This is a genomic window from Enterococcus sp. 2G9_DIV0600, from assembly GCF_002140615.1.
Taxonomy (GTDB): Bacteria; Bacillota; Bacilli; order Lactobacillales; family Enterococcaceae; genus Enterococcus_D; species Enterococcus_D innesii.
Map to the genome: position 1 here is coordinate 2,483,540 of NZ_NGLL01000001.1, position 16,859 is coordinate 2,500,398.

At 40.9% G+C, this 16,859-nt stretch carries 25 protein-coding genes; 5 read left to right on the forward strand and 20 right to left on the reverse strand.

All coding sequences use genetic code 11. The features are described 5' to 3' along the window. Positions 1-65: 65 nt before the first annotated feature. The 11 genes from A5870_RS11935 to A5870_RS11975 all read right to left on the reverse strand — a co-directional run bounded on the left by A5870_RS11935 (position 66) and on the right by A5870_RS11975 (position 6,737). Positions 66-839 (reverse strand): hypothetical protein, encoded by a 774-nt coding sequence (locus A5870_RS11935; protein ID WP_086293037.1) that lies wholly within the window; start codon positions 837-839, stop codon positions 66-68. 170 nt (positions 840-1,009) lie between these two features. After that, entirely contained in the window at positions 1,010-1,237 is a 228-nt protein-coding gene (locus A5870_RS11940; RefSeq protein WP_005237217.1) for a hypothetical protein, read from the reverse strand. A gap of 180 nt (positions 1,238-1,417) precedes the next feature. Continuing rightward, positions 1,418-1,879, reverse strand: a complete 462-nt coding sequence (locus A5870_RS11945; RefSeq protein ID WP_086293039.1) for a GAF domain-containing protein — start codon at positions 1,877-1,879, stop codon at positions 1,418-1,420. A 176-nt stretch (positions 1,880-2,055) separates the two neighbouring features. Next, complete coding sequence (locus A5870_RS11950) at positions 2,056-2,706, reverse strand: NAD(P)H-binding protein (RefSeq protein WP_086293042.1); 651 nt, start codon at positions 2,704-2,706, stop codon at positions 2,056-2,058. 135 nt (positions 2,707-2,841) lie between these two features. Further along, positions 2,842-3,267: an Rrf2 family transcriptional regulator gene (locus A5870_RS11955; RefSeq protein ID WP_034878711.1), complete on the reverse strand. Its 426-nt coding sequence runs from the start codon at positions 3,265-3,267 to the stop codon at positions 2,842-2,844. Positions 3,268-3,458: 191 nt separating this feature from the next. Next, on the reverse strand, positions 3,459-3,863 hold the full coding sequence (locus tag A5870_RS11960; protein ID WP_086293044.1) for a VOC family protein: 405 nt from the start codon (positions 3,861-3,863) through the stop codon (positions 3,459-3,461). 270 nt (positions 3,864-4,133) lie between these two features. Next, complete coding sequence (locus tag A5870_RS17660; RefSeq protein WP_252086074.1) at positions 4,134-4,292, reverse strand: helix-turn-helix domain-containing protein; 159 nt, start codon at positions 4,290-4,292, stop codon at positions 4,134-4,136. Further along, on the reverse strand, positions 4,273-4,581 hold the full coding sequence (locus tag A5870_RS17800; RefSeq protein WP_369596787.1) for a helix-turn-helix domain-containing protein: 309 nt from the start codon (positions 4,579-4,581) through the stop codon (positions 4,273-4,275). Before A5870_RS17800 ends, A5870_RS17660 begins: the two co-directional genes overlap by 20 nt. Next, positions 4,502-4,906 carry a response regulator transcription factor gene (locus A5870_RS17665; protein ID WP_242596030.1) on the reverse strand — a complete coding sequence of 135 codons (405 nt, stop codon included), beginning with the start codon at positions 4,904-4,906 and terminating at the stop codon, positions 4,502-4,504. Before A5870_RS17665 ends, A5870_RS17800 begins: the two co-directional genes overlap by 80 nt. 50 nt (positions 4,907-4,956) lie before the next feature. After that, on the reverse strand, positions 4,957-5,970 hold the full coding sequence (gene adhP, locus A5870_RS11970) for an alcohol dehydrogenase AdhP (protein ID WP_086293046.1): 1,014 nt from the start codon (positions 5,968-5,970) through the stop codon (positions 4,957-4,959). 344 nt (positions 5,971-6,314) lie between these two features. Next, positions 6,315-6,737, reverse strand: a complete 423-nt coding sequence (locus A5870_RS11975; protein ID WP_236598521.1) for a hypothetical protein — start codon at positions 6,735-6,737, stop codon at positions 6,315-6,317. Positions 6,738-7,281: 544 nt separating this feature from the next. Here A5870_RS11975 and A5870_RS11980 point away from each other — a divergent pair. Continuing rightward, a complete protein-coding gene (locus tag A5870_RS11980; RefSeq protein ID WP_074536033.1) occupies positions 7,282-8,334 on the forward strand; it encodes a zinc-binding dehydrogenase in 1,053 nt (350 codons plus the stop codon). A gap of 229 nt (positions 8,335-8,563) precedes the next feature. On the opposite strand, the gene rplS is transcribed toward A5870_RS11980, so the two are convergent. The 7 genes from rplS to rpsP all read right to left on the reverse strand — a co-directional run bounded on the left by rplS (position 8,564) and on the right by rpsP (position 12,308). Next, entirely contained in the window at positions 8,564-8,911 is a 348-nt protein-coding gene (rplS, locus tag A5870_RS11985) for a 50S ribosomal protein L19 (RefSeq protein ID WP_002357176.1), read from the reverse strand. Between the two features lie 166 nt (positions 8,912-9,077). Continuing rightward, positions 9,078-9,824 (reverse strand): tRNA (guanosine(37)-N1)-methyltransferase TrmD, encoded by a 747-nt coding sequence (gene trmD / locus A5870_RS11990; protein WP_086293048.1) that lies wholly within the window; start codon positions 9,822-9,824, stop codon positions 9,078-9,080. After that, positions 9,814-10,338 (reverse strand): ribosome maturation factor RimM, encoded by a 525-nt coding sequence (gene rimM / locus A5870_RS11995; protein ID WP_081118437.1) that lies wholly within the window; start codon positions 10,336-10,338, stop codon positions 9,814-9,816. The genes trmD and rimM overlap by 11 nt, the downstream gene beginning before the upstream one ends. Before the next feature lie 155 nt (positions 10,339-10,493). Then, the gene (locus A5870_RS12000; RefSeq protein WP_086293050.1) at positions 10,494-11,318 is read right to left on the reverse strand and encodes a hypothetical protein; all 825 of its coding nucleotides are present in this window, start codon (positions 11,316-11,318) and stop codon (positions 10,494-10,496) included. Positions 11,319-11,405: 87 nt separating this feature from the next. Beyond that, complete coding sequence (locus A5870_RS12005) at positions 11,406-11,663, reverse strand: hypothetical protein (protein WP_005228919.1); 258 nt, start codon at positions 11,661-11,663, stop codon at positions 11,406-11,408. A 112-nt stretch (positions 11,664-11,775) separates the two neighbouring features. Continuing rightward, positions 11,776-12,021 carry a KH domain-containing protein gene (locus A5870_RS12010; RefSeq protein WP_005228918.1) on the reverse strand — a complete coding sequence of 82 codons (246 nt, stop codon included), beginning with the start codon at positions 12,019-12,021 and terminating at the stop codon, positions 11,776-11,778. 11 nt (positions 12,022-12,032) lie between these two features. Beyond that, positions 12,033-12,308, reverse strand: coding sequence for a 30S ribosomal protein S16 (rpsP, locus tag A5870_RS12015; RefSeq protein WP_005228917.1), 276 nt, complete (start codon positions 12,306-12,308; stop codon positions 12,033-12,035). Between the two features lie 254 nt (positions 12,309-12,562). Here rpsP and A5870_RS12020 point away from each other — a divergent pair, with 254 nt between their 5' ends. Further along, a complete protein-coding gene (locus tag A5870_RS12020) occupies positions 12,563-13,114 on the forward strand; it encodes an NADPH-dependent FMN reductase (protein ID WP_016613846.1) in 552 nt (183 codons plus the stop codon). An 82-nt stretch (positions 13,115-13,196) separates the two neighbouring features. Here the strand turns inward: A5870_RS12020 and A5870_RS12025 are convergent, their stop codons facing one another. Together A5870_RS12025 and A5870_RS12030 are read right to left on the reverse strand one after the other, a co-directional pair. Next, positions 13,197-13,730, reverse strand: a complete 534-nt coding sequence (locus tag A5870_RS12025; protein ID WP_086293052.1) for a dihydrofolate reductase family protein — start codon at positions 13,728-13,730, stop codon at positions 13,197-13,199. A 13-nt stretch (positions 13,731-13,743) separates the two neighbouring features. After that, a complete protein-coding gene (locus A5870_RS12030) occupies positions 13,744-14,313 on the reverse strand; it encodes a DNA-3-methyladenine glycosylase I (protein WP_034869182.1) in 570 nt (189 codons plus the stop codon). A gap of 100 nt (positions 14,314-14,413) precedes the next feature. On the opposite strand from A5870_RS12030, the gene A5870_RS12035 reads away from it, so the two are divergent. From A5870_RS12035 to A5870_RS12045, 3 genes are read left to right on the forward strand one after another with little or no spacing between them, the layout of a single operon-like run. Beyond that, positions 14,414-14,800, forward strand: a complete 387-nt coding sequence (locus A5870_RS12035; protein ID WP_005228910.1) for a GntR family transcriptional regulator — start codon at positions 14,414-14,416, stop codon at positions 14,798-14,800. Then, positions 14,797-15,678 (forward strand): ATP-binding cassette domain-containing protein, encoded by an 882-nt coding sequence (locus tag A5870_RS12040; protein ID WP_086293054.1) that lies wholly within the window; start codon positions 14,797-14,799, stop codon positions 15,676-15,678. Before A5870_RS12035 ends, A5870_RS12040 begins: the two co-directional genes overlap by 4 nt. 12 nt (positions 15,679-15,690) lie before the next feature. Beyond that, complete coding sequence (locus tag A5870_RS12045) at positions 15,691-16,851, forward strand: ABC transporter permease (protein WP_086293056.1); 1,161 nt, start codon at positions 15,691-15,693, stop codon at positions 16,849-16,851. Positions 16,852-16,859: the final 8 nt, after the last annotated feature.

Genomic DNA, 16,859 nt, shown 5'->3' on the forward strand with positions numbered 1-16,859 from the left:
GCGATCCACCAAAGCTGATTCCGTTCGCTTTGGTGGATCGCTTTCTTGTTCAGTATCTCTCTTTTCTATTCCACCGTTCGCTCGTTCAGGGTTCTTCCTTGCTGATCTTTTAATTGAAGCCAGCCATTGGTCCCCCCATAGTAAAGAAACATGCCGACCTCATTGACACTTTTTAATACGACGTCTTCAATCGTTCGTCCCTCTTTGATCGCTGATTGATTCTCTTGCCGTATCTTTTCTGCTAATCGAGCTGAAAAGCCCACCGAGCCGTCTTTGTTCAAAGGAACCTCTTGACGCAAGGTAGCGCCTTTTTCAATTCGAACCTCGTTGCGTTTCTGCCAATAGACCGTTGCTGTACTTCCTTGATAATCCACCATAAAGGGTTCATCTTGTAATTCTTTTGACCATTTATGACGAGGTTTGCCCCCCTTTTTCACCTCTTTCGTTTCCTTTTTGCTGGTGGATACATAACCCAGAAAATCGATCAAGCAATCAAATGGTTCCGCACAAACAGCGACCCCTTGTTGCAGTTCCTGTGGAATCACGATAGGTGCGTTGGAAGCGTTGGTCAGTTGGTATTTCTCTTGGTAGTAGGCCGCTAAGTATGGAGCCATGATCTCCCAAGGTGGTGTAAGGATTATTAAGCGGTCATATTCTTGCTTGTCATCAAATGTTTTCTCATCTGTTACTGATAGTAATTGGCCTTTTTTTATGGCTAAGAGGACGGTATTGTCTTTTGCTTCAATAAGTTTTCCTTTAACAATTTGCAGTTGCCCTGCTTCCTGCGGCAATTCAAAAAGCATCTGTTTGTCATCAATGACCGTTTTTTCTAATTCCATTTTGCTCCCTGCTTTCTGCTAGTTTCTCGCCCATTATAGCATGTATTTTTCTACGCAGCTGTGTCGAAGAATCAAAAAAGAGGCTGCTTCCAAGAAACAGCCCCTTTTTTTAAGGGAATTGGTTTACGTGCATGGTTTCATTTTATTTTGATTGGGTGATTACCAATGGATCAGCTAAAAAAGCACTCAACTAGTGCTGGTTGATAGATCTCATTGTATTTTGCAACTACTCGTCCGCAACGTTCTTCGATATCTTCATGATCGATTCCATCATAGCGAATCACATTTAATACGACACACCTTTCCATTTTTCTGACCACTTCACCGATCACACGGCTTTGTAAGCCAACTGGTTTACATTCATATGCTTTACCTAATACAATTGTTTCTGCTTCCATAATTCTCTCCTTAAAAATTCATTTTTCTAATTGTATTATCATATTATCATCTAATTTTAATTAAATAAAGCAATATGCCCGTAATTTGTAAATAATAACTAAAAAAAGCGTTCATAATCCAATGAACGCTTCGTTTTAAACATTATGTTGTTTTTACGTTAATATTAAAAAACAAGTGTTTTATTGGCGACTTGCTACCAATAACGCCGCAAATTCTTCCAGATATTTCTGATCGATCGCATCATAGCTGTTTGTTTTTCCACTATCGATATCCAACACGCCAAGCAGCTGATTACCAGCTACCATGGGAACTACGATTTCAGACATTGCTGCTGAGTCACAAGAAATATAATTTTCATGTTCTTTGACATTGGGTACGATCAATGTGGTTTTTTTCTCCGCTGATTCCCCACAAACCCCTTTGCCTAATGTGATTCTGGTGCAAGATACTCTTCCTTGGAATGGGCCTAAGATCAGTTCGCCTTCTTCAAATAAGTAGTAGCCGGCAAATACTGTATCTTCCAATGTTTCATTCAGTAAAGCAGAAGAGTTGGCTAGATTGGCGATCCAATTACTCTCCGCTTCTAATAACCCTTTTAATTGCAGAAGCATCAATTCATACGCTTCGATTTTTTTATTCATTTTCTCACCTCTGTCCTTGATTATAAGCAAACACAGAGGATTTGTCTCGTCTAAATTGCTGGGTACTGGAAACAAAAATTGTGAATAAAGAGAAGTCGCCTGAATCAGTCTACTTACTAACCTTTATCAGCAACCGATCTTGATCGATTGGGTTCTCCTTCTCAATCATCGCTGAACTACTCTGCATCAATCACAGTAAAACGAGTATTTTCATGTCGCACTGTTTCGATTTCATCAAGGATTGCTTTGGCTAACGTACCACTGGATGTTACTGATTCCTTTTGGTCATTGAATAGCAAGTGATCTTTCCCTAAAATCGCTGGTTTAGCTGGTCCTTCTTGAAAGACGTTTCCAGGAGAAACCCCAACCCAAGGGACATTTTTGACTGTTTCTAAAAAGAGGTACTCATCTAACTGGTTTTCTGGAATCGCGATCCAGCTTTCACTTCCTGGGGCTTTTTTCAATTCGGTAAGATTGCGTTCGCCCGCTTCATTGAGCAAGCTACCAGCTCCTAAAATGAAGAACAAGCGTGTGTCCTTTTCTCGAAACAAATGAACCAATTTTGTTGCCAGATCCACATGCAAGTACGCTTGGTCAGGACTTGTCGCAAACGCATCGACCAACACGTCAAACCCGTCGAGGTCTCCTTCTGTTAACGAAAAAGCATCTTTTGTAAGTGTTTTGACTGTATCACCAAATTGTTCTTTGGCTTTAGCTTCATTTCTAACGATAGCAGTCACCTCATGTCCTCGCTGTACTGCTTCTTGATAAATAGCTGAACCTGCATTTCCTGTTGCGCCAATAACACCGATTTTCATGATAATCATCCTTCCTCATCTTTTGTTTGACTAAAACAGTTGTTACTAATCAAGTTACAACTAGAGTATAAAAGAAACTTTCTTTCCTGTCAAGAAATTGCTTAGCAGGTGAAAGTTCTTTTTACTGTGTTGTGTCCGTTCAATCTACTGTTTGGCTTCTCCTCGAATGCCTTCAATGATTGATTGCAACGAGATGGCACTCATCTCCTGCTCGATTTTCTTTTGCAGCACATCATAGGTTTCTTCTAATACCCCTTGAATATTCCCCCCAATTAAGCAGTTGGGGTTGGTTTTTTTGTCTGCATGTAAAAGATGGTGATCTTTTTCAACACTCGCATAAATGTCTAACAAAGAAATCTCATTTGGTTCCTTCGTTAGTTTAGGGTTTGGTTTTCCTCTTTGGCTTTCGATCAATCCAGCAACCCGTAAATCACTCATAATCCGGCGAACATAGGCAGGATTCGTTTCAACACTCTGGGCGATCCGATCACTTGATAAATCAGTTCCTTTAAAGAGGTGGATATAAGCGAGGATGTGAATGGCGTCGCTGTATTTGGTTGAATATTTCACTTCGTCTCCACTCCTTTTTCTTGTATCATACCTCTTTTTTAGCATTTAGACAAAGGGGACTGATCAATCTTACAAAACTCAAGAATCCCGTCAAAAAAAACAGCCCTCAAAAAGTTAGCACAAAAGCCTAACTTCTTGAAGGAACTGCATACTGAACCACTTTTTTACTTTTTATTTAAACGATCACTTTGCTAATAGCCATTCATCCATGCTGATTCAAGCTGATTGCCATCGGGATCAACGATTTCATAACCGACCATCATGTCTTCTGGAATACCCATGTCAACTTGGAACGATTGACCGCCATTTTCTTCTGCAATCTTCGCAAAATTCTTCGCTTCTTCTGGAGTATCGAAGCTAAACGCAATCAATGCACCACTTGTGTTCTTCGTATCCGCAATACGTCTGCCATTCAGAAACTGTTGATAAAACGCATGTTCTAACAACATCACCCAAATCGATTCACTCCAAACCATCCCGCTGCTAGTCTCGTTTGAGAACTCTTCATTTTTGACAAATCCCAACGCTTCATAAAAGGAGGTTGCACGTTTGATATCAGTGACAGGCAAATTTATAAACACCATTTTGTTCGCCATTTTCTTGCCTCTTTTCTTTGATAAGCTGCATTAACGAATCCGCTCTCATTATACCACCTATCAGTTGATTCACAAAAACATCAAACCTTATCATTTGTTATTGGTTTCTATCAGCTCATCCAAAAATGTTTTTTTTAAGTAAAAAAAAGGCCTTTGCATGCAAGACCTTTTTGCTTTTCTTACCTATGAAAAAGTAACCAAATACGCATCGCATAGAAGCCATTTTTTCGCTGATCAATTCAACGCAAGCTACTCTACTTTTTTTAATACTCAAAACTCAAGTCTTGAATCGATCACGGTAGCTTTCCCACGATAAATTTTTCGATACTCTTTGGGCGTATAACTAGTTGCTTTTTTAAATTTCTTACTAAAATAATTTGGATCATTGAATCCCGCTCTGACAGAGATTTCAACTGATTGATCGATCACTTGTTGAAAGTTCTTTTTTAGCAACCTCAATACGATAAATCATCAAGTACAATGAAAAGGTCATCCCTAAGGTATTCTTGATCAAACGGCTGGTGTGATACCGGCTTAAATGCAGGTGATCTGCTAAAGTGTCTAACGTAATATGTTCTCTATAATTTTCATGAATATAGCGCAATATCTTATGTCTTAAAGAAAGCGAAGGAGAAGCTTCATTGTTTTTCTCGACGTGCAGCAAGGAAATCTGATTGATGGATTGAATCCCCCCGGTCCAATGCATAAACAAAATCATTGGTGATCGGTTCCACTAAATAATCGATCAAGCCGTAACGCAACGCTTTTTGAGCGATAGCAAAGCTTTCTACTGCAGAATACAAAATTGCTTTTGCATTCGGGCAAAAAGAGAGCAATTCTTTGTATAATTCAAAACAGTCTCCTTCGCCATCCGCATTGATCACTGCAATTTCAACCGTTTGCTCAAGACATGTTCGCTGAAGCGCTTTTTTCGAATCAACCGTCGGAAGTAAGATGACATTTGGGAAATGACGATCGATCAAACGAATCATATCATTAACTGCTCCTCGCTCATTGCTGTCAATGATCAATAAATTACACACGAAATTTTCTCCTTCGTTTAAAATTTATCTGTTGGTATTTCTCTTTCCATTTATTTCTCTTGAAAATCTATGACCATCCGCCCTTTGATTTGGCCAGAGAGCATTTCATCAAAAATATCATTGATCTCTTCTAACTGACGCATAACAACTTTAGGAACGACTTTTCCTTCAGCTGCAAATTGGAAAGCCTCTGCTAAATCAGTTCGTGTTCCGACAAGAGAGCCAACAATCTTAATACCGTCCAATACAAGCCGCGGAATGTTCAAGTCCATGCTTTCTGGTGGAAGACCGACTGCTACAATCGTACCGCCCGCACGAACGGCATCGACAGCAGAGTTGAAGGCTGCTTTTGAAACAGCAGTTACAACAGCTGCATGTGCGCCACCGGTTACTTCTTGAATGACTTTCGCTGCATCTTCTTTCGCGGGATTGATCACAAGGTCAGCGCCGTGATCTTTTGCAAAGTCCAACTGCTTGTCGTTGATGTCGATCCCAATCACTTTTGCATTGAAGACATTTTTTGCATATTGCAAGGCTAAGTTTCCTAATCCGCCTAAACCATAGATGGCGATCCATTGACCTGGTTTAATATCAGAAACTTTCACCGCTTTATATGTCGTTACGCCTGCACAAGTAATGCTACTGGCTTCAGCAGAACCTAAGTCCTCAGGCACCTTCACTGCATAGTCAGCTACAACGATACACTCTTCAGCCATACCACCATCTACAGAATAGCCGGCATTTCTAACAGAACGACATAATGACTCATTCCCGTTCACACAGTATTCACATGATCCACAGCTTTCATACAACCAAGCAACACTTGCACGGTCACCAATTGCTAGAGAAGTAACATCATCACCGATCGCAACGACTTTACCGATTCCCTCGTGACCAAGTACGATTCCAGACGCATCGCCAAAGTCGCCATCTTTTACATGCAAGTCAGTGTGGCAGACACCGCAACACTCCATTTCTAATAATGCTTCATTCGGACGAAGCGCTCTCAATTCTTTTTCTTCGATTTTTACAACCTTATCTTTTGATACTACAGCTGCTTTCACAAAGACACCTCTTTCAATTCGTTTAAATAAAGAACTTCCTTTTATTTGCGAAGTAATTAACTAACGCATAGAGGTCAGTAATAGCTAGATAAAAGAAAGTTCTTTATCGAGAAGATTACCATAGAAATCATCGAAAAAAGGGGAATATATTGCTTTTTTTCTGTAATCATTTATTAGAAAACAATAATGAAATCATTCAAAATTTTTTCTTTATTTCCAGATTACATAAAATTAAAAATTAAAAAGATAGAGATAATTCATTTCTATAAATAACAATCGTTTCAATAAAAAACACCTAGACGATCTGATAGAAGACTGTAGGATGATTTGTACTCACTGTTCTTCTATTCTTCTATTTTTATCCCTTCGATGACTTGCGATTTATTTTCTTTCAGGCGCTGAATGTCATATTGGTATTTAGCAAGATGTCCCTCGTCAATGTTTTTCTGAAAATTCCCATTCCCTTCTTCTCCTTTTCTACTCATAAAAGCAACTAGTGCACAAAGGCGGTCGATCAAACAATCGACAATCTGTACTCTGTCATTATTGGACAGCCGATAAGTATCCACAAAAAGTTTCAATCGATGGCATTGTGTTTCACTCAGACGACTGTTGCCATCAAAATACAAGGGTACCCAGCGGTACGCAGCATAAGAAACATCCCATAACCTGCTTCCTGGCCTTACTGTGTCAAAATCAAAAAGCCCAAAAGGCTCCCCAACTACGATCGGCACATAATACGGAAAAATATAGTAATCAATCAGCAACTACCTAATCACTCAAAATGAACTTCTATAGCCTAAATGTGTAGTGAACGTTTAATTAAAATCTCCGTTTATTGCCTCTTTGCCTTTTTTATAAAAAACTGCTGATCAGTAACAGTTGTTGAGAGGGAAATAAACTTGAATCTGAAGAAAGTATTCTGTCTTCGCAAAACTTTAGACGATCATTTCATGGTATCCTCTGCTAGATAAGCTAAAATCATTTATGAAAAAAGTTACTCTGACGTACATGTAATTTTTGTTGCGCCAAATGAAGCATTGAGGGAAGTTGGATAGAAGTTTCAGAAACGGCAGGCTGTTTGAATGACAAACCGTCTCCAGGCGTCATTTGCGCATGCTCCACTTGAAACATCGTAAGAAACGGCTAACGAATAGAAATAATTATTTTTGTTAGCACTACGTTTGCTCTTGAAGGAAAACCTGAATGGAATTTTTTAGAGAACGTCATTTCTTGATGTGCCTTTTTCTTGACCTAAAGTTAACTTTAACATTTATACTAACAATACTAACTTAAGAAAGAAGGATTTATATGAGAGCAGCAATTTTTGAAAAAGCAGGATTAGTTAAAGTGGAAGAAGTAAAAAAGCCAACTTTACAAGCAGCCGATGATGTTATTATTAAAGTTGTCCGAGCATGTGTTTGCGGTTCTGATCTTTGGTCGTATGCCCATGGCGATAGTAAAGAACCTCATTCAGTTAATGATGGTCATGAGGCATTAGGCATCGTTGAAGAAATCGGTCCAGACATTACGACTGTGAAACCTGGAGATTTTGTCATCGTCCCCTTCACCCATGGTTGTGGTGAATGTGATGCTTGCCGTGCCGGCTTTGATGGCACATGCGACCGTCATCAAGGTACAACGAATTGGTCTAACGGTTTCCAATCTGAGTATATTAACTTCCATTACGGCAACTGGGCCCTTGTAAAAGTTCCAGGTCAGCCAGCTGATTATACGGAAGGTATGATCAAGTCTCTTTTAACTTTGGCAGATGTTATGCCCACAGGATATCATGCGGCACGTTGTGCACATGTAGAAAAAGGGGATAAAGTCGTCGTGATTGGCGATGGTGCCGTAGGACAATGTGCTGTCATCGCGGCAAAAATGCGTGGGGCTTCCCAAATTATTTTAATGAGCCGTCATAAAGATCGACAAGAAATGGCTCTTCAATCAGGTGCTACAGCTGTTGTGGCTGAGCGTGGTGAAGAGGGAATCGCGAAGGTACGCGAGATCCTTGGCGGAGGCGCGGATGCTGCTCTTGAATGTGTTGGTACAGAAGCTGCCATTACACAAGCCCTTGGTGTATTGCATAATGGTGGTCGTGTAGGTTATGTCGGCGTCCCTCACTATGACAATCGACCAATCGGTTCCACTTTTGCTCAAAACATTTCCATTGCGGGAGGATCTGCATCGGTCACAACATATGATAAGGAAATCCTGTTAAAAGCGGTGCTTGATGGTACTATCAATCCAGGCCGCGTTTTCACCCAAACCTATGATTTAGATGATATCAACCAAGCCTATGCCGATATGCAGGAACGAAAAACGATCAAATCTATGGTTGTTGTTTCAAGGGATGAATAGACAAAGCTAATTAAAAAAAGCTCGTCCTAACAATGGACAGCCTCTCGATAGACAAAGTATTATAACCAGTACTTTGTCTTTTTATCCATGAAGAAAGAAAACACTGTAACAGCCTACCCTTTTTCCACAATTAATCAATCCTAGAACTTAAAAATGATAGAACATAACGCAGAGCAAAAGAAAAAAGCCCTTGAAATCAAGGGCTTTTGCTTCATCTGATAATAAATGATTAACGACGAATTTCTTTGATACGAGCTGCTTTTCCGTGTAATGCACGCAAGTAGTACAATTTTGCACGACGTACTTTACCGTAACGAACAACTTCGATTTGTGCAACACGTGGTGTGTGCAATGGGAAGGTACGTTCAACACCTACACCGTTTGATACTTTACGAACTGTATAAGTTTCGCTGATACCAGCACCGCGGCGTTTGATGACAACACCTTCAAATAACTGGATACGTTCGCGAGTTCCTTCGACAACTTTCGCGTGAACGCGAACAGTGTCCCCAGGACGGAAAGCTGGGATGTCCGTACGTAATTGTTCTTGAGTTAGTTCTTGAATCAATGGATTCATGTTTATCATTCTCCTTATTCCCAAACATTCTTAAAGCATGAAAGCTCCAGCGGAACATCGTAATAGTTGAGTTTACACTCACTGAAACATCTTACCACAGTCGACCACTGGCTGTAAAGAGAATTTTCTTGTCATGGCGCAGAATATCAAAAAAACTGGCACTATTTTAGTTACCAGCTTTCGCTTCTTCTTCAATTTCTTTTAAAAGCTTCTGCATTTCTGCCGTCAACGGATAATTTTCTAGCATATCAGGTCGGCGCTGAAAGGTGCGGCGCAATGATTCTTTTAATTGCCACTGCTCGATCAATTTATGATTGCCATTTATCAAAACTTCCGGCACTTTCATGCCTTTGAACGCTGCCGGGCGTGTATATTGCGGATGCTCTAATAAACCAGTGGAATGAGAATCATTTTGTGCGGAGGTTTGATTGCCTAAAACTTCTGGTAATAGCCTGACTGTCGCATCAATCATGACCATGGCCCCCAATTCGCCACCAGTCAAGACGTAATCCCCCAGTGACACTTCATCAGTGACCAATGAACGGATTCGTTCATCATAGCCTTCATAGTGACCGCAAATAAAAACAAGGTGCTCTTCGGTAGAGAATTCTTCCGCCATCTTTTGATCAAAGGGTTTTCCCGCTGGGTCTAATAGGATCACCCGCTTTTTCGTTTTTGGTGCCGCTGCTTCGATCGCTTTGATATTGTCATAGACAGGTTGGACTTTTAATAACATTCCTGCTCCGCCTCCATAAGGATAGTCATCCACTGTTTGATGTTTGTTATCGGAATAGTCACGGAAATTAGAGACGTTGATTTCTAACAGTCCCTTTTCCCGTGCTTTGCCGATGATCGACTCTCCTAGAGGACCTTCGAACATTCGCGGAAATAGTGTCAACACATCAATTCTCATCGTCTAACAACCCCTCTGGGATTTCCACAGTGACCTGACCATTTTCAAGATCGATCGTGTGGACAACCGACTCGATATAAGGAATCAAGGCATCCTTCTTCCCTTTTCGTTGAACGACCCAAACGTCATTGGCACCTGGTGAAAGGATCTCTTTTACTTTACCAATGATTGTGCCATCTTCTTCGACGACTTCCAGACCAATAATTTCATGGTAGTAAAACTCATTTTCTGCTAGATCCACCAAATCATCCTTGGTAACTTTTAAAATGCCGTTACGAAACGGTTCAACGTCGTTGATGTTGGGATAGCCCTCAAATGTTAACAAATCAAAATTTTTGTGTTTGCGATGACCTGAAACGATCAATGGTAATGGCTCTTTATTTTCACGAAAAAGTGTCAATTCGGCCCCTTTTCGGTAGCGTTCCTCTGGAAAATCCGTTTGTGATATCACACGTACTTCTCCACGGATCCCATGTGTGTTGACGATTTTCCCTACGTTTAAATATTCTGTCACGTTCGTTCCCCATTTCTTCTAGCTTCTGTTCTATTTTAGCATAGCAAAGTAGTGAATTCTAGCCGTTTCCTAGCGCCCCATGTTTTCCTCAAAATCATCGCGCGAAAAACGCCCCTTCGACGCTTGATCAAAGGGGCATTGTCCTAATATAAGCTTTATTGATTCATAGAAACGGCCATTTTCAATGCCGAACGTGCATCTTGATGTTGCACCGTTCGAAGGGTCTTTTCTTGTTGCCAGACCACGGTAGTTGCTGTATGGTCATTTTTTCCCATATCGATGGTGATTTGACCGACCTCAGGCGCTGGGAGCATAGCTTCTTCCAGATACGCTACCACTTCTTTGGCAACCGGAACTGGATCTTGTTCCTCTTGATTGACTGCTCGAACAGTCAATGACCAATTTCCTTCTTGCCAGCTCAAATAACTGGAGCCAGCAGCTCCTTGCATATGCCCAGTAATGCCATATCCGAGATCAACGGCTTGTCCGCCATCATCAGCTGTTACATTGACCGCTGCAGCAGCTTCATCCGCTGATTGATAGTCTTTTGATTGAAAAGCAGCAATCGGTGTTTCCTCGTTCAAAGCCTTGTCATTGAGAGGCAACTGCTGATCAAGTCCATAATAAAGAATTGAGGCATCGGCTTGGCTGCCAGCTGTGGCTGCATTCAACACTTTACCTGAAGCAAGTGGAATGTCCTTGGGCAAGACAAGATCAGGGAATACCGCTTGTATTTGAGCGTAGATATCTGCAGTACTATTCGTGTTTGAAGAATCCCTAGAAGCCGTCTGACTAGAAGACGTACTTGATTGACTGGTTTCTGATTGACTACTTGCTTGCGTTTGGGTACTTTCCACCATACTCGTCGCTGTTGTTTCGGCACTACTGGCTTGACTTGTTTCTGGTTCCTGTTGATTATTGCAGCCAGCTAAGGCGCCCATCGTCAGCAGCGTAACGAGTAATCCTAGTTCTTTTTTCATGATGTTCCCCTCCTTATACAAAGGATACCCCTCAATAAAAAAAATGACAAACAAGTCAGATTGTCTGTCATTTTTTTTGTTGATTTTTTAAAGATTTGTCACCCAATTTTGCAGTGATTGAAAGCCATCCTTGATCCATTGCCAAACTTGATTGGCGATCGTCGATAGGTCGCCCCAACGAAAGTTTTGTGTCCATTGGTTCAATTGCGTCATGATCTCCTCACGATAGACCCAAATTAAAAAGAGCAACAACAAGATCCCTAGCGTTCGCCAAAGAAAAGAACCAATTTTATAAATAAATACGAGAATCAAAAGAACGACGATCCATGCGATTAGTTGAGACATACAAGCACCTCCTCCTTTTGATTATCTCAAAACCACCTTTTTTTGTCCTCCATCTTAAGCATGAATTTTACAAAAAAAGCATTCCTCAAAGAGAAATGCTTTTCATTCTTGCTTATTTACCATCAATGATATTCAAACGAACTTTCTTTGGTCCATTTGTCCGTACACTGTAAACGATCGTTCGAATTGCTTTGGCAACCCGACCTTGTTTACCGATGATACGACCAATATCTTCTGGTGCCACAGTAAGATTATATTCCAAGAAATCATCTGACTCTACCAGCTCAAGCTTGATATCCTCAGGTTTGGTAACAAGTGGTGAAACGATCGTTAAGACTAATTCTTGCAAATCTTTCATCCAAAGTCACCTTATTTCTTAGTGAATTTTGCTTCGTGGTGTTTTTTCATAACGCCTTCTTTAGAAAGGATGTTACGAACTGTATCTGAAGGTTGCGCACCTTTAGATAACCAATCAAGAACTAGATCTTCTTTGATTGTTACTTCAGCTGGGTCTAGTAAAGGATTGTAAGTACCAACTGTTTCGATGAAACGTCCGTCACGAGGAGAACGTGAATCTGCTACGACGATACGGTAAAAAGGTTTCTTTTTAGAACCCATGCGTTTTAAACGAATTTTTACTGCCATTATTTACACCTCCATTGATTTAATCACAAGAGCTAGTTTAACAGGTTTTTCTGGTGGTGTAAAGAGTTTTTTCTTTACAGCAAAAAAAAGTTTCTTCTTTCTTATTTTCTGAGCATGGTTATCTTTTGCCAGAATGGATCAGGACGCGTATCATTAGTGATAGAGAAACTTTTTAAAGTCAAATCGTTTTATTTGCACCATTCACTTACTTTTGGTAAGCTAAAAGAGTAGAAAACAACAAGGAGGAATTTTACATGACAAAAAAAATTGGTTTTATCGTCGGCAGTTTACGGGAAGGATCATTTAATAAACTCGTAGCGAAAAAATTCGCATCATTATTACCAGAAGGTTTTGAAGCATCTTTCATTGAGATCGGCAACTTGCCATTTTACAATGAAGATTTGGAAGTTGAAGGAAAAGTTCCTGCTGAATGGACAGCATTTCGTGAAGCATTAAGCGCCGTTGATGGTGTCTTCTTCTTTACACCAGAATACAATCGCTCTGTTCCTGCAGCGTTGAAAAATGCTTTGGATGTCGGTTCTCGTCCGTATGGTGCGAGCAGCTGGGGTGGTAAACCAGCATTAGTCGTCAGCGTTTCTCCAGGAGCGATCGCCGGCTTTGGTGCAAACCATCACCTACGTCAATCATTAGTCTTTTTGGATATGCCTACTCTGCAACAACCAGAAGCCTATATCGGTGGAATCACCAACTTGATTGATGAAAACAACGAAATCAATCCAGATACAGTAAGCTTCTTTGAAACGATCATTGCAAAATATATTGAACTCTTTCAACGATTCAACTAATCCATGAATCTGTATCAAAAGACCAAGGAACTCAGCGTTGAGTTTCTTGGTCTTTTTTGCGTAGAAAAATAGTTTGTATTTTTTACTCGCTTGCTTGCTCAGCTTTTCGAACATAATGAAGTTCTGTCAGTTCCCCCATCTGTTTTGTTTCAACAAACGTCAAGCGCCTCGCGTAATCCCCTGCTTCAAACAGTGGCTTGCCCTCTCCTAAAAGCACCGGCGCGATTTGAATAAACCATTCATCGATCAGATCCGCTTCTAGTAAGGGTTTTAATAGGGAACCCCCACCCACTACCCATACGTTTTTCTCTTGTTTCAATGCTGAAACAAATGCCACTGGATCCGTTGACACTAGCGTTGCATCTGGCAACGGTTCTTTTTGTGTTCGGGAAAAAACATAATTTGTCGTTTCGGGATATAACAGTCCACCATCCATAAGTTTTTTTGCTTCTTGATAGGTCTTTCTCCCCATCACTGTCGCATCGATGGATGCAAAAAATGCTTCATAAGTCGTGGCGACACCGGTATCGGTTTGAAACAGCCAGTCCAGTTGATCCTTCAGACCTGCTAAATAGCCATCGAGGCTGATCGCACCATAGAATATCACTTTTCCCATTATGCTCGCTCCTTTATTCTTTGTTTGCTGCTGATGTTCGACAAACACAAGTGACTAAATGATCGTTGACCATGCCGACAGCTTCCATAAAGGCGTAAATAATGGTCGTTCCGACAAATTTAAAGCCTCGCTTTTTCAAATCTTTCGCTAGCTGATCAGAGATTTCCGAATGGGTCGGTACATCGGATTGTTGCTCAAATTCATTAATGATCGGCTGATGATCGACATATCGCCACAAGAATGCGGAGAAACTACCATATTCTTGCTGGATTTTTAAAACTTCTTGGGCATTGCTGATCGCCGCTTCAATCTTTCGCCGATTGCGGATGATTCCTGGATTCATCATCAGTTCTTCCACTTTTTCTTCCGTATAGTTCGCTACTTTGGTGATTTCAAACTGATCATACGCCGCATCAAAATTCGCCATTTTATTTAAAATCGTTTGCCAGCTCAACCCTGCTTGATTCATATCTAACACCAATTTTCGAAACAACTGCTGATCCTCATACTCAGGTTTCCCCCAGATTGTATCATGATACTCCTGCATCGCTGGTGTACTGTTGGCCCACTCACATCGTTCCATTGTCCTCATCAGCTCCTTTTTGTTTATTTTATCATAAAAGACTTTACTTCCACTAGTGTACTACGTATACTAGTACACATAAATGAAAGGAGCTGATTTTGTGGTTCGCATTAACAAAGCCAGCAGCAAACCTTACTATGAGCAATTGGTTTTAAGTATCAAAGAAGATATTCTGAACGGTGTTCTAACCGCTGGAGACCAAGTGCCTTCGGTTCGTGAAATGGCCAAGCACCTGTTGATGAATCCAAATACCGTCAGCAAAGCCTACAAAGTATTGGAAAATGAGCAAGTGCTTGTCACCATCAAAGGAAAAGGCACCTTTGTGAAAGTTACTGAGGATCTGCCACGCGATGAGATTCGGATCTTACAAGTGAAAGAACGCTTGAAAGAATTGGTGATCGAAGCACGCCATTTACAGATCAGCATGCGTGAGCTGAGCGATTGGATGAATGGCTTTGAACAAGAGTTAGGAGGCGACCCACAGTGAAGATCGAACATGTGACCAAGAAAATGGAGCAAACAACTATCATAGAAAACGTGAACTTCTCCTTGGAAAAAGGAGAAATCGTAGGATTGATCGGCCGCAATGGTTCTGGGAAAACCACGTTGTTTCGAACGATCGCTGGACATTATTTACTAGATGATGGGGAGATTTCCATCGATAACCAACGCCTGGATCAGTACCCGCAATTAAAAGAACAACTTTTTTATATTGATGAAAAAGAAAACTTTCTGGCTGCCTACTCGTTAAAAAAAATCAATCAATTTTATCGGCTTGCTTATCCAAATTTCGATCAAAATCTTTATTTAGAATTGATGCAAAGTCACGGTCTTCCTCTGACGCTTTCCTACCGACGGATGTCAAAAGGTATGCAAGGTCTTTATAAAATGATTCTTGCGATTGCCTCAAATGCGACGTTCTTACTTTTAGATGAACCTTTTGATGGGCTTGATGTGATCGTCCGTAAAAAAGTGATCGGACTATTGCTGGAAAGCCTCAGCGAATCGAATCGTACCGCATTGATCGCTTCTCATAATCTAAATGAATTAGAACATATTATTGATCGTGCCTTGTTGATCAAAGGGAAAACGATTGAAGGAGACTACCGTTTGGAAACGATTCGCGAACAATCTCGCAAACTCCAACTCGTCTTTCGCAGCAAACAGATTCCTCCCCTTATCAAGCAGCACTCCAAGCTGATTCAAAAGCAAGGCCGAGTCTTGACCGCTTTGTTTGACAATTACACAGAGGAGCTGGCGGCTGAGATTCAGCAACTTGATCCTTTGGTTTTTGAAGAATTACCTTTGACTTTGGAAGATCTGTTTGAAGCAAATTTACGACAAGAAGCATTGGTGGAAGGATAGAGGTGAAAAACGATGTTAAGCAATTTATTTAAAGAACGCTACGGCAAGCTGCTGATCGGCTTTTGTTTTGTCGTGCTCTTCATGTATATTAGTGCTGGCTGGCAATCACAAAAAGCCTGGCATCAGCAAGAACGCTATTTGGCGTCTGAAGAATTTATCAAAGATTTCAACGAAAATCGAGAGTACTATGTCAAAAGCTACAACGGTGAAACCCCGGTTTACTTTGATTCGGCGGCAGAGTACCGCGATGCGGCATTGACGATCAACAAAGAGTACTCTGATGAGATTTATTACAGTCACCCTTATATGACTACCATGAATCAATTTGTGATTGTCTTTCTGTTTCTTATAGGCTTTTTGTCCTTTTTTGTCGATGGCCGCACCCATTTCAATCGCTTTTTATTTGCTTTACCCTTTAGCAGAAAGCAGGTCTTTCGCAAGAAACTGCTTTTTATCGGCTTACCCTTGACGGCTTGTTTAGTGTTGGGTCTGTTAGGTCATATCCTGATCGAATACGCGATGATCCCAGCTCGCTATCTCGCTGTGCCGCTTCAAGACGTGCTGCTTTCTGCCCTTAGTACCTTGGCAACGAATCTGCTCGTATTTGCTACAGGCCTCCTGTTGGGCGTTTTGCTGGGGAATCTGTTTACTGGCGTGCTATCGGTGTTCTTCACTATTTCTCTAGGATCAATGGGGTATAGCTTTTTCCAATGTACCCGCGAGTTTTTTAGTTTTGTATTTCTTGGTCATGGGGATTTTCTGCTTCCTTTTCAAACGTGGATCGATTGGCCGCAAGGATATGTCTACCCTTGGTGGCTGCTGCTCCTTTACCTCGGCTTGAGCGGCTTGCTGATTCTTGCTGCCGAAAAAGTGTTCTCGAAAATTTCTTTAGAAAATGATGGTGATTATTTAACGATCCCTAAATTGCGCGCCCCGGTTTATTGGCTGCTTTCTTTGGGAACCTGGTTCTATCTATCCATGATATCTTATTACCCGTTAGAAATTTTTTACCGTGATCTCTACGAAGGATATGATGTCAGTCTTTGGAATATCGCCCTCCGGCTTGGTTTGTTGCTGGTTGCTTGCTTATTCATCAGTTTGTTGCTTGTCTATCCTAAAGCACTGATGAATTGGTGGTACAAACGAAAAAACAAACAGGTCAGCAATATTTAAAAAAGCGT

Bases quoted from the DNA above. Each gene is read 5' to 3' on its own strand.
- rpsP (WP_005228917.1), bottom strand. From the start codon at position 12,308: ATGGCAGTAAAAATTCGTTTAAAACGCATGGGTTCTAAAAAGAAACCT.
- A5870_RS12045 (WP_086293056.1), top strand. From the start codon at position 15,691: ATGTTAAGCAATTTATTTAAAGAACGCTACGGCAAGCTGCTGATCGGC.
- trmD (WP_086293048.1), bottom strand. From the start codon at position 9,824: ATGAGAATTGATGTGTTGACACTATTTCCGCGAATGTTCGAAGGTCCT.
- A5870_RS11940 (WP_005237217.1), bottom strand. From the start codon at position 1,237: ATGGAAGCAGAAACAATTGTATTAGGTAAAGCATATGAATGTAAACCA.
- A5870_RS12030 (WP_034869182.1), bottom strand. From the start codon at position 14,313: ATGGAACGATGTGAGTGGGCCAACAGTACACCAGCGATGCAGGAGTAT.
- A5870_RS12025 (WP_086293052.1), bottom strand. From the start codon at position 13,730: ATGGGAAAAGTGATATTCTATGGTGCGATCAGCCTCGATGGCTATTTA.
- A5870_RS11980 (WP_074536033.1), top strand. From the start codon at position 7,282: ATGAGAGCAGCAATTTTTGAAAAAGCAGGATTAGTTAAAGTGGAAGAA.
- A5870_RS12005 (WP_005228919.1), bottom strand. From the start codon at position 11,663: ATGTCTCAACTAATCGCATGGATCGTCGTTCTTTTGATTCTCGTATTT.
- A5870_RS11950 (WP_086293042.1), bottom strand. From the start codon at position 2,706: ATGATTATCATGAAAATCGGTGTTATTGGCGCAACAGGAAATGCAGGT.
- A5870_RS11960 (WP_086293044.1), bottom strand. From the start codon at position 3,863: ATGGCGAACAAAATGGTGTTTATAAATTTGCCTGTCACTGATATCAAA.
- rplS (WP_002357176.1), bottom strand. From the start codon at position 8,911: ATGAATCCATTGATTCAAGAACTAACTCAAGAACAATTACGTACGGAC.
- A5870_RS12000 (WP_086293050.1), bottom strand. From the start codon at position 11,318: ATGAAAAAAGAACTAGGATTACTCGTTACGCTGCTGACGATGGGCGCC.
- A5870_RS11945 (WP_086293039.1), bottom strand. From the start codon at position 1,879: ATGAATAAAAAAATCGAAGCGTATGAATTGATGCTTCTGCAATTAAAA.
- A5870_RS17800 (WP_369596787.1), bottom strand. From the start codon at position 4,581: ATGATTTTGTTTATGCATTGGACCGGGGGGATTCAATCCATCAATCAG.
- A5870_RS12010 (WP_005228918.1), bottom strand. From the start codon at position 12,021: ATGAAAGATTTGCAAGAATTAGTCTTAACGATCGTTTCACCACTTGTT.
- A5870_RS11935 (WP_086293037.1), bottom strand. From the start codon at position 839: ATGGAATTAGAAAAAACGGTCATTGATGACAAACAGATGCTTTTTGAA.
- A5870_RS12020 (WP_016613846.1), top strand. From the start codon at position 12,563: ATGACAAAAAAAATTGGTTTTATCGTCGGCAGTTTACGGGAAGGATCA.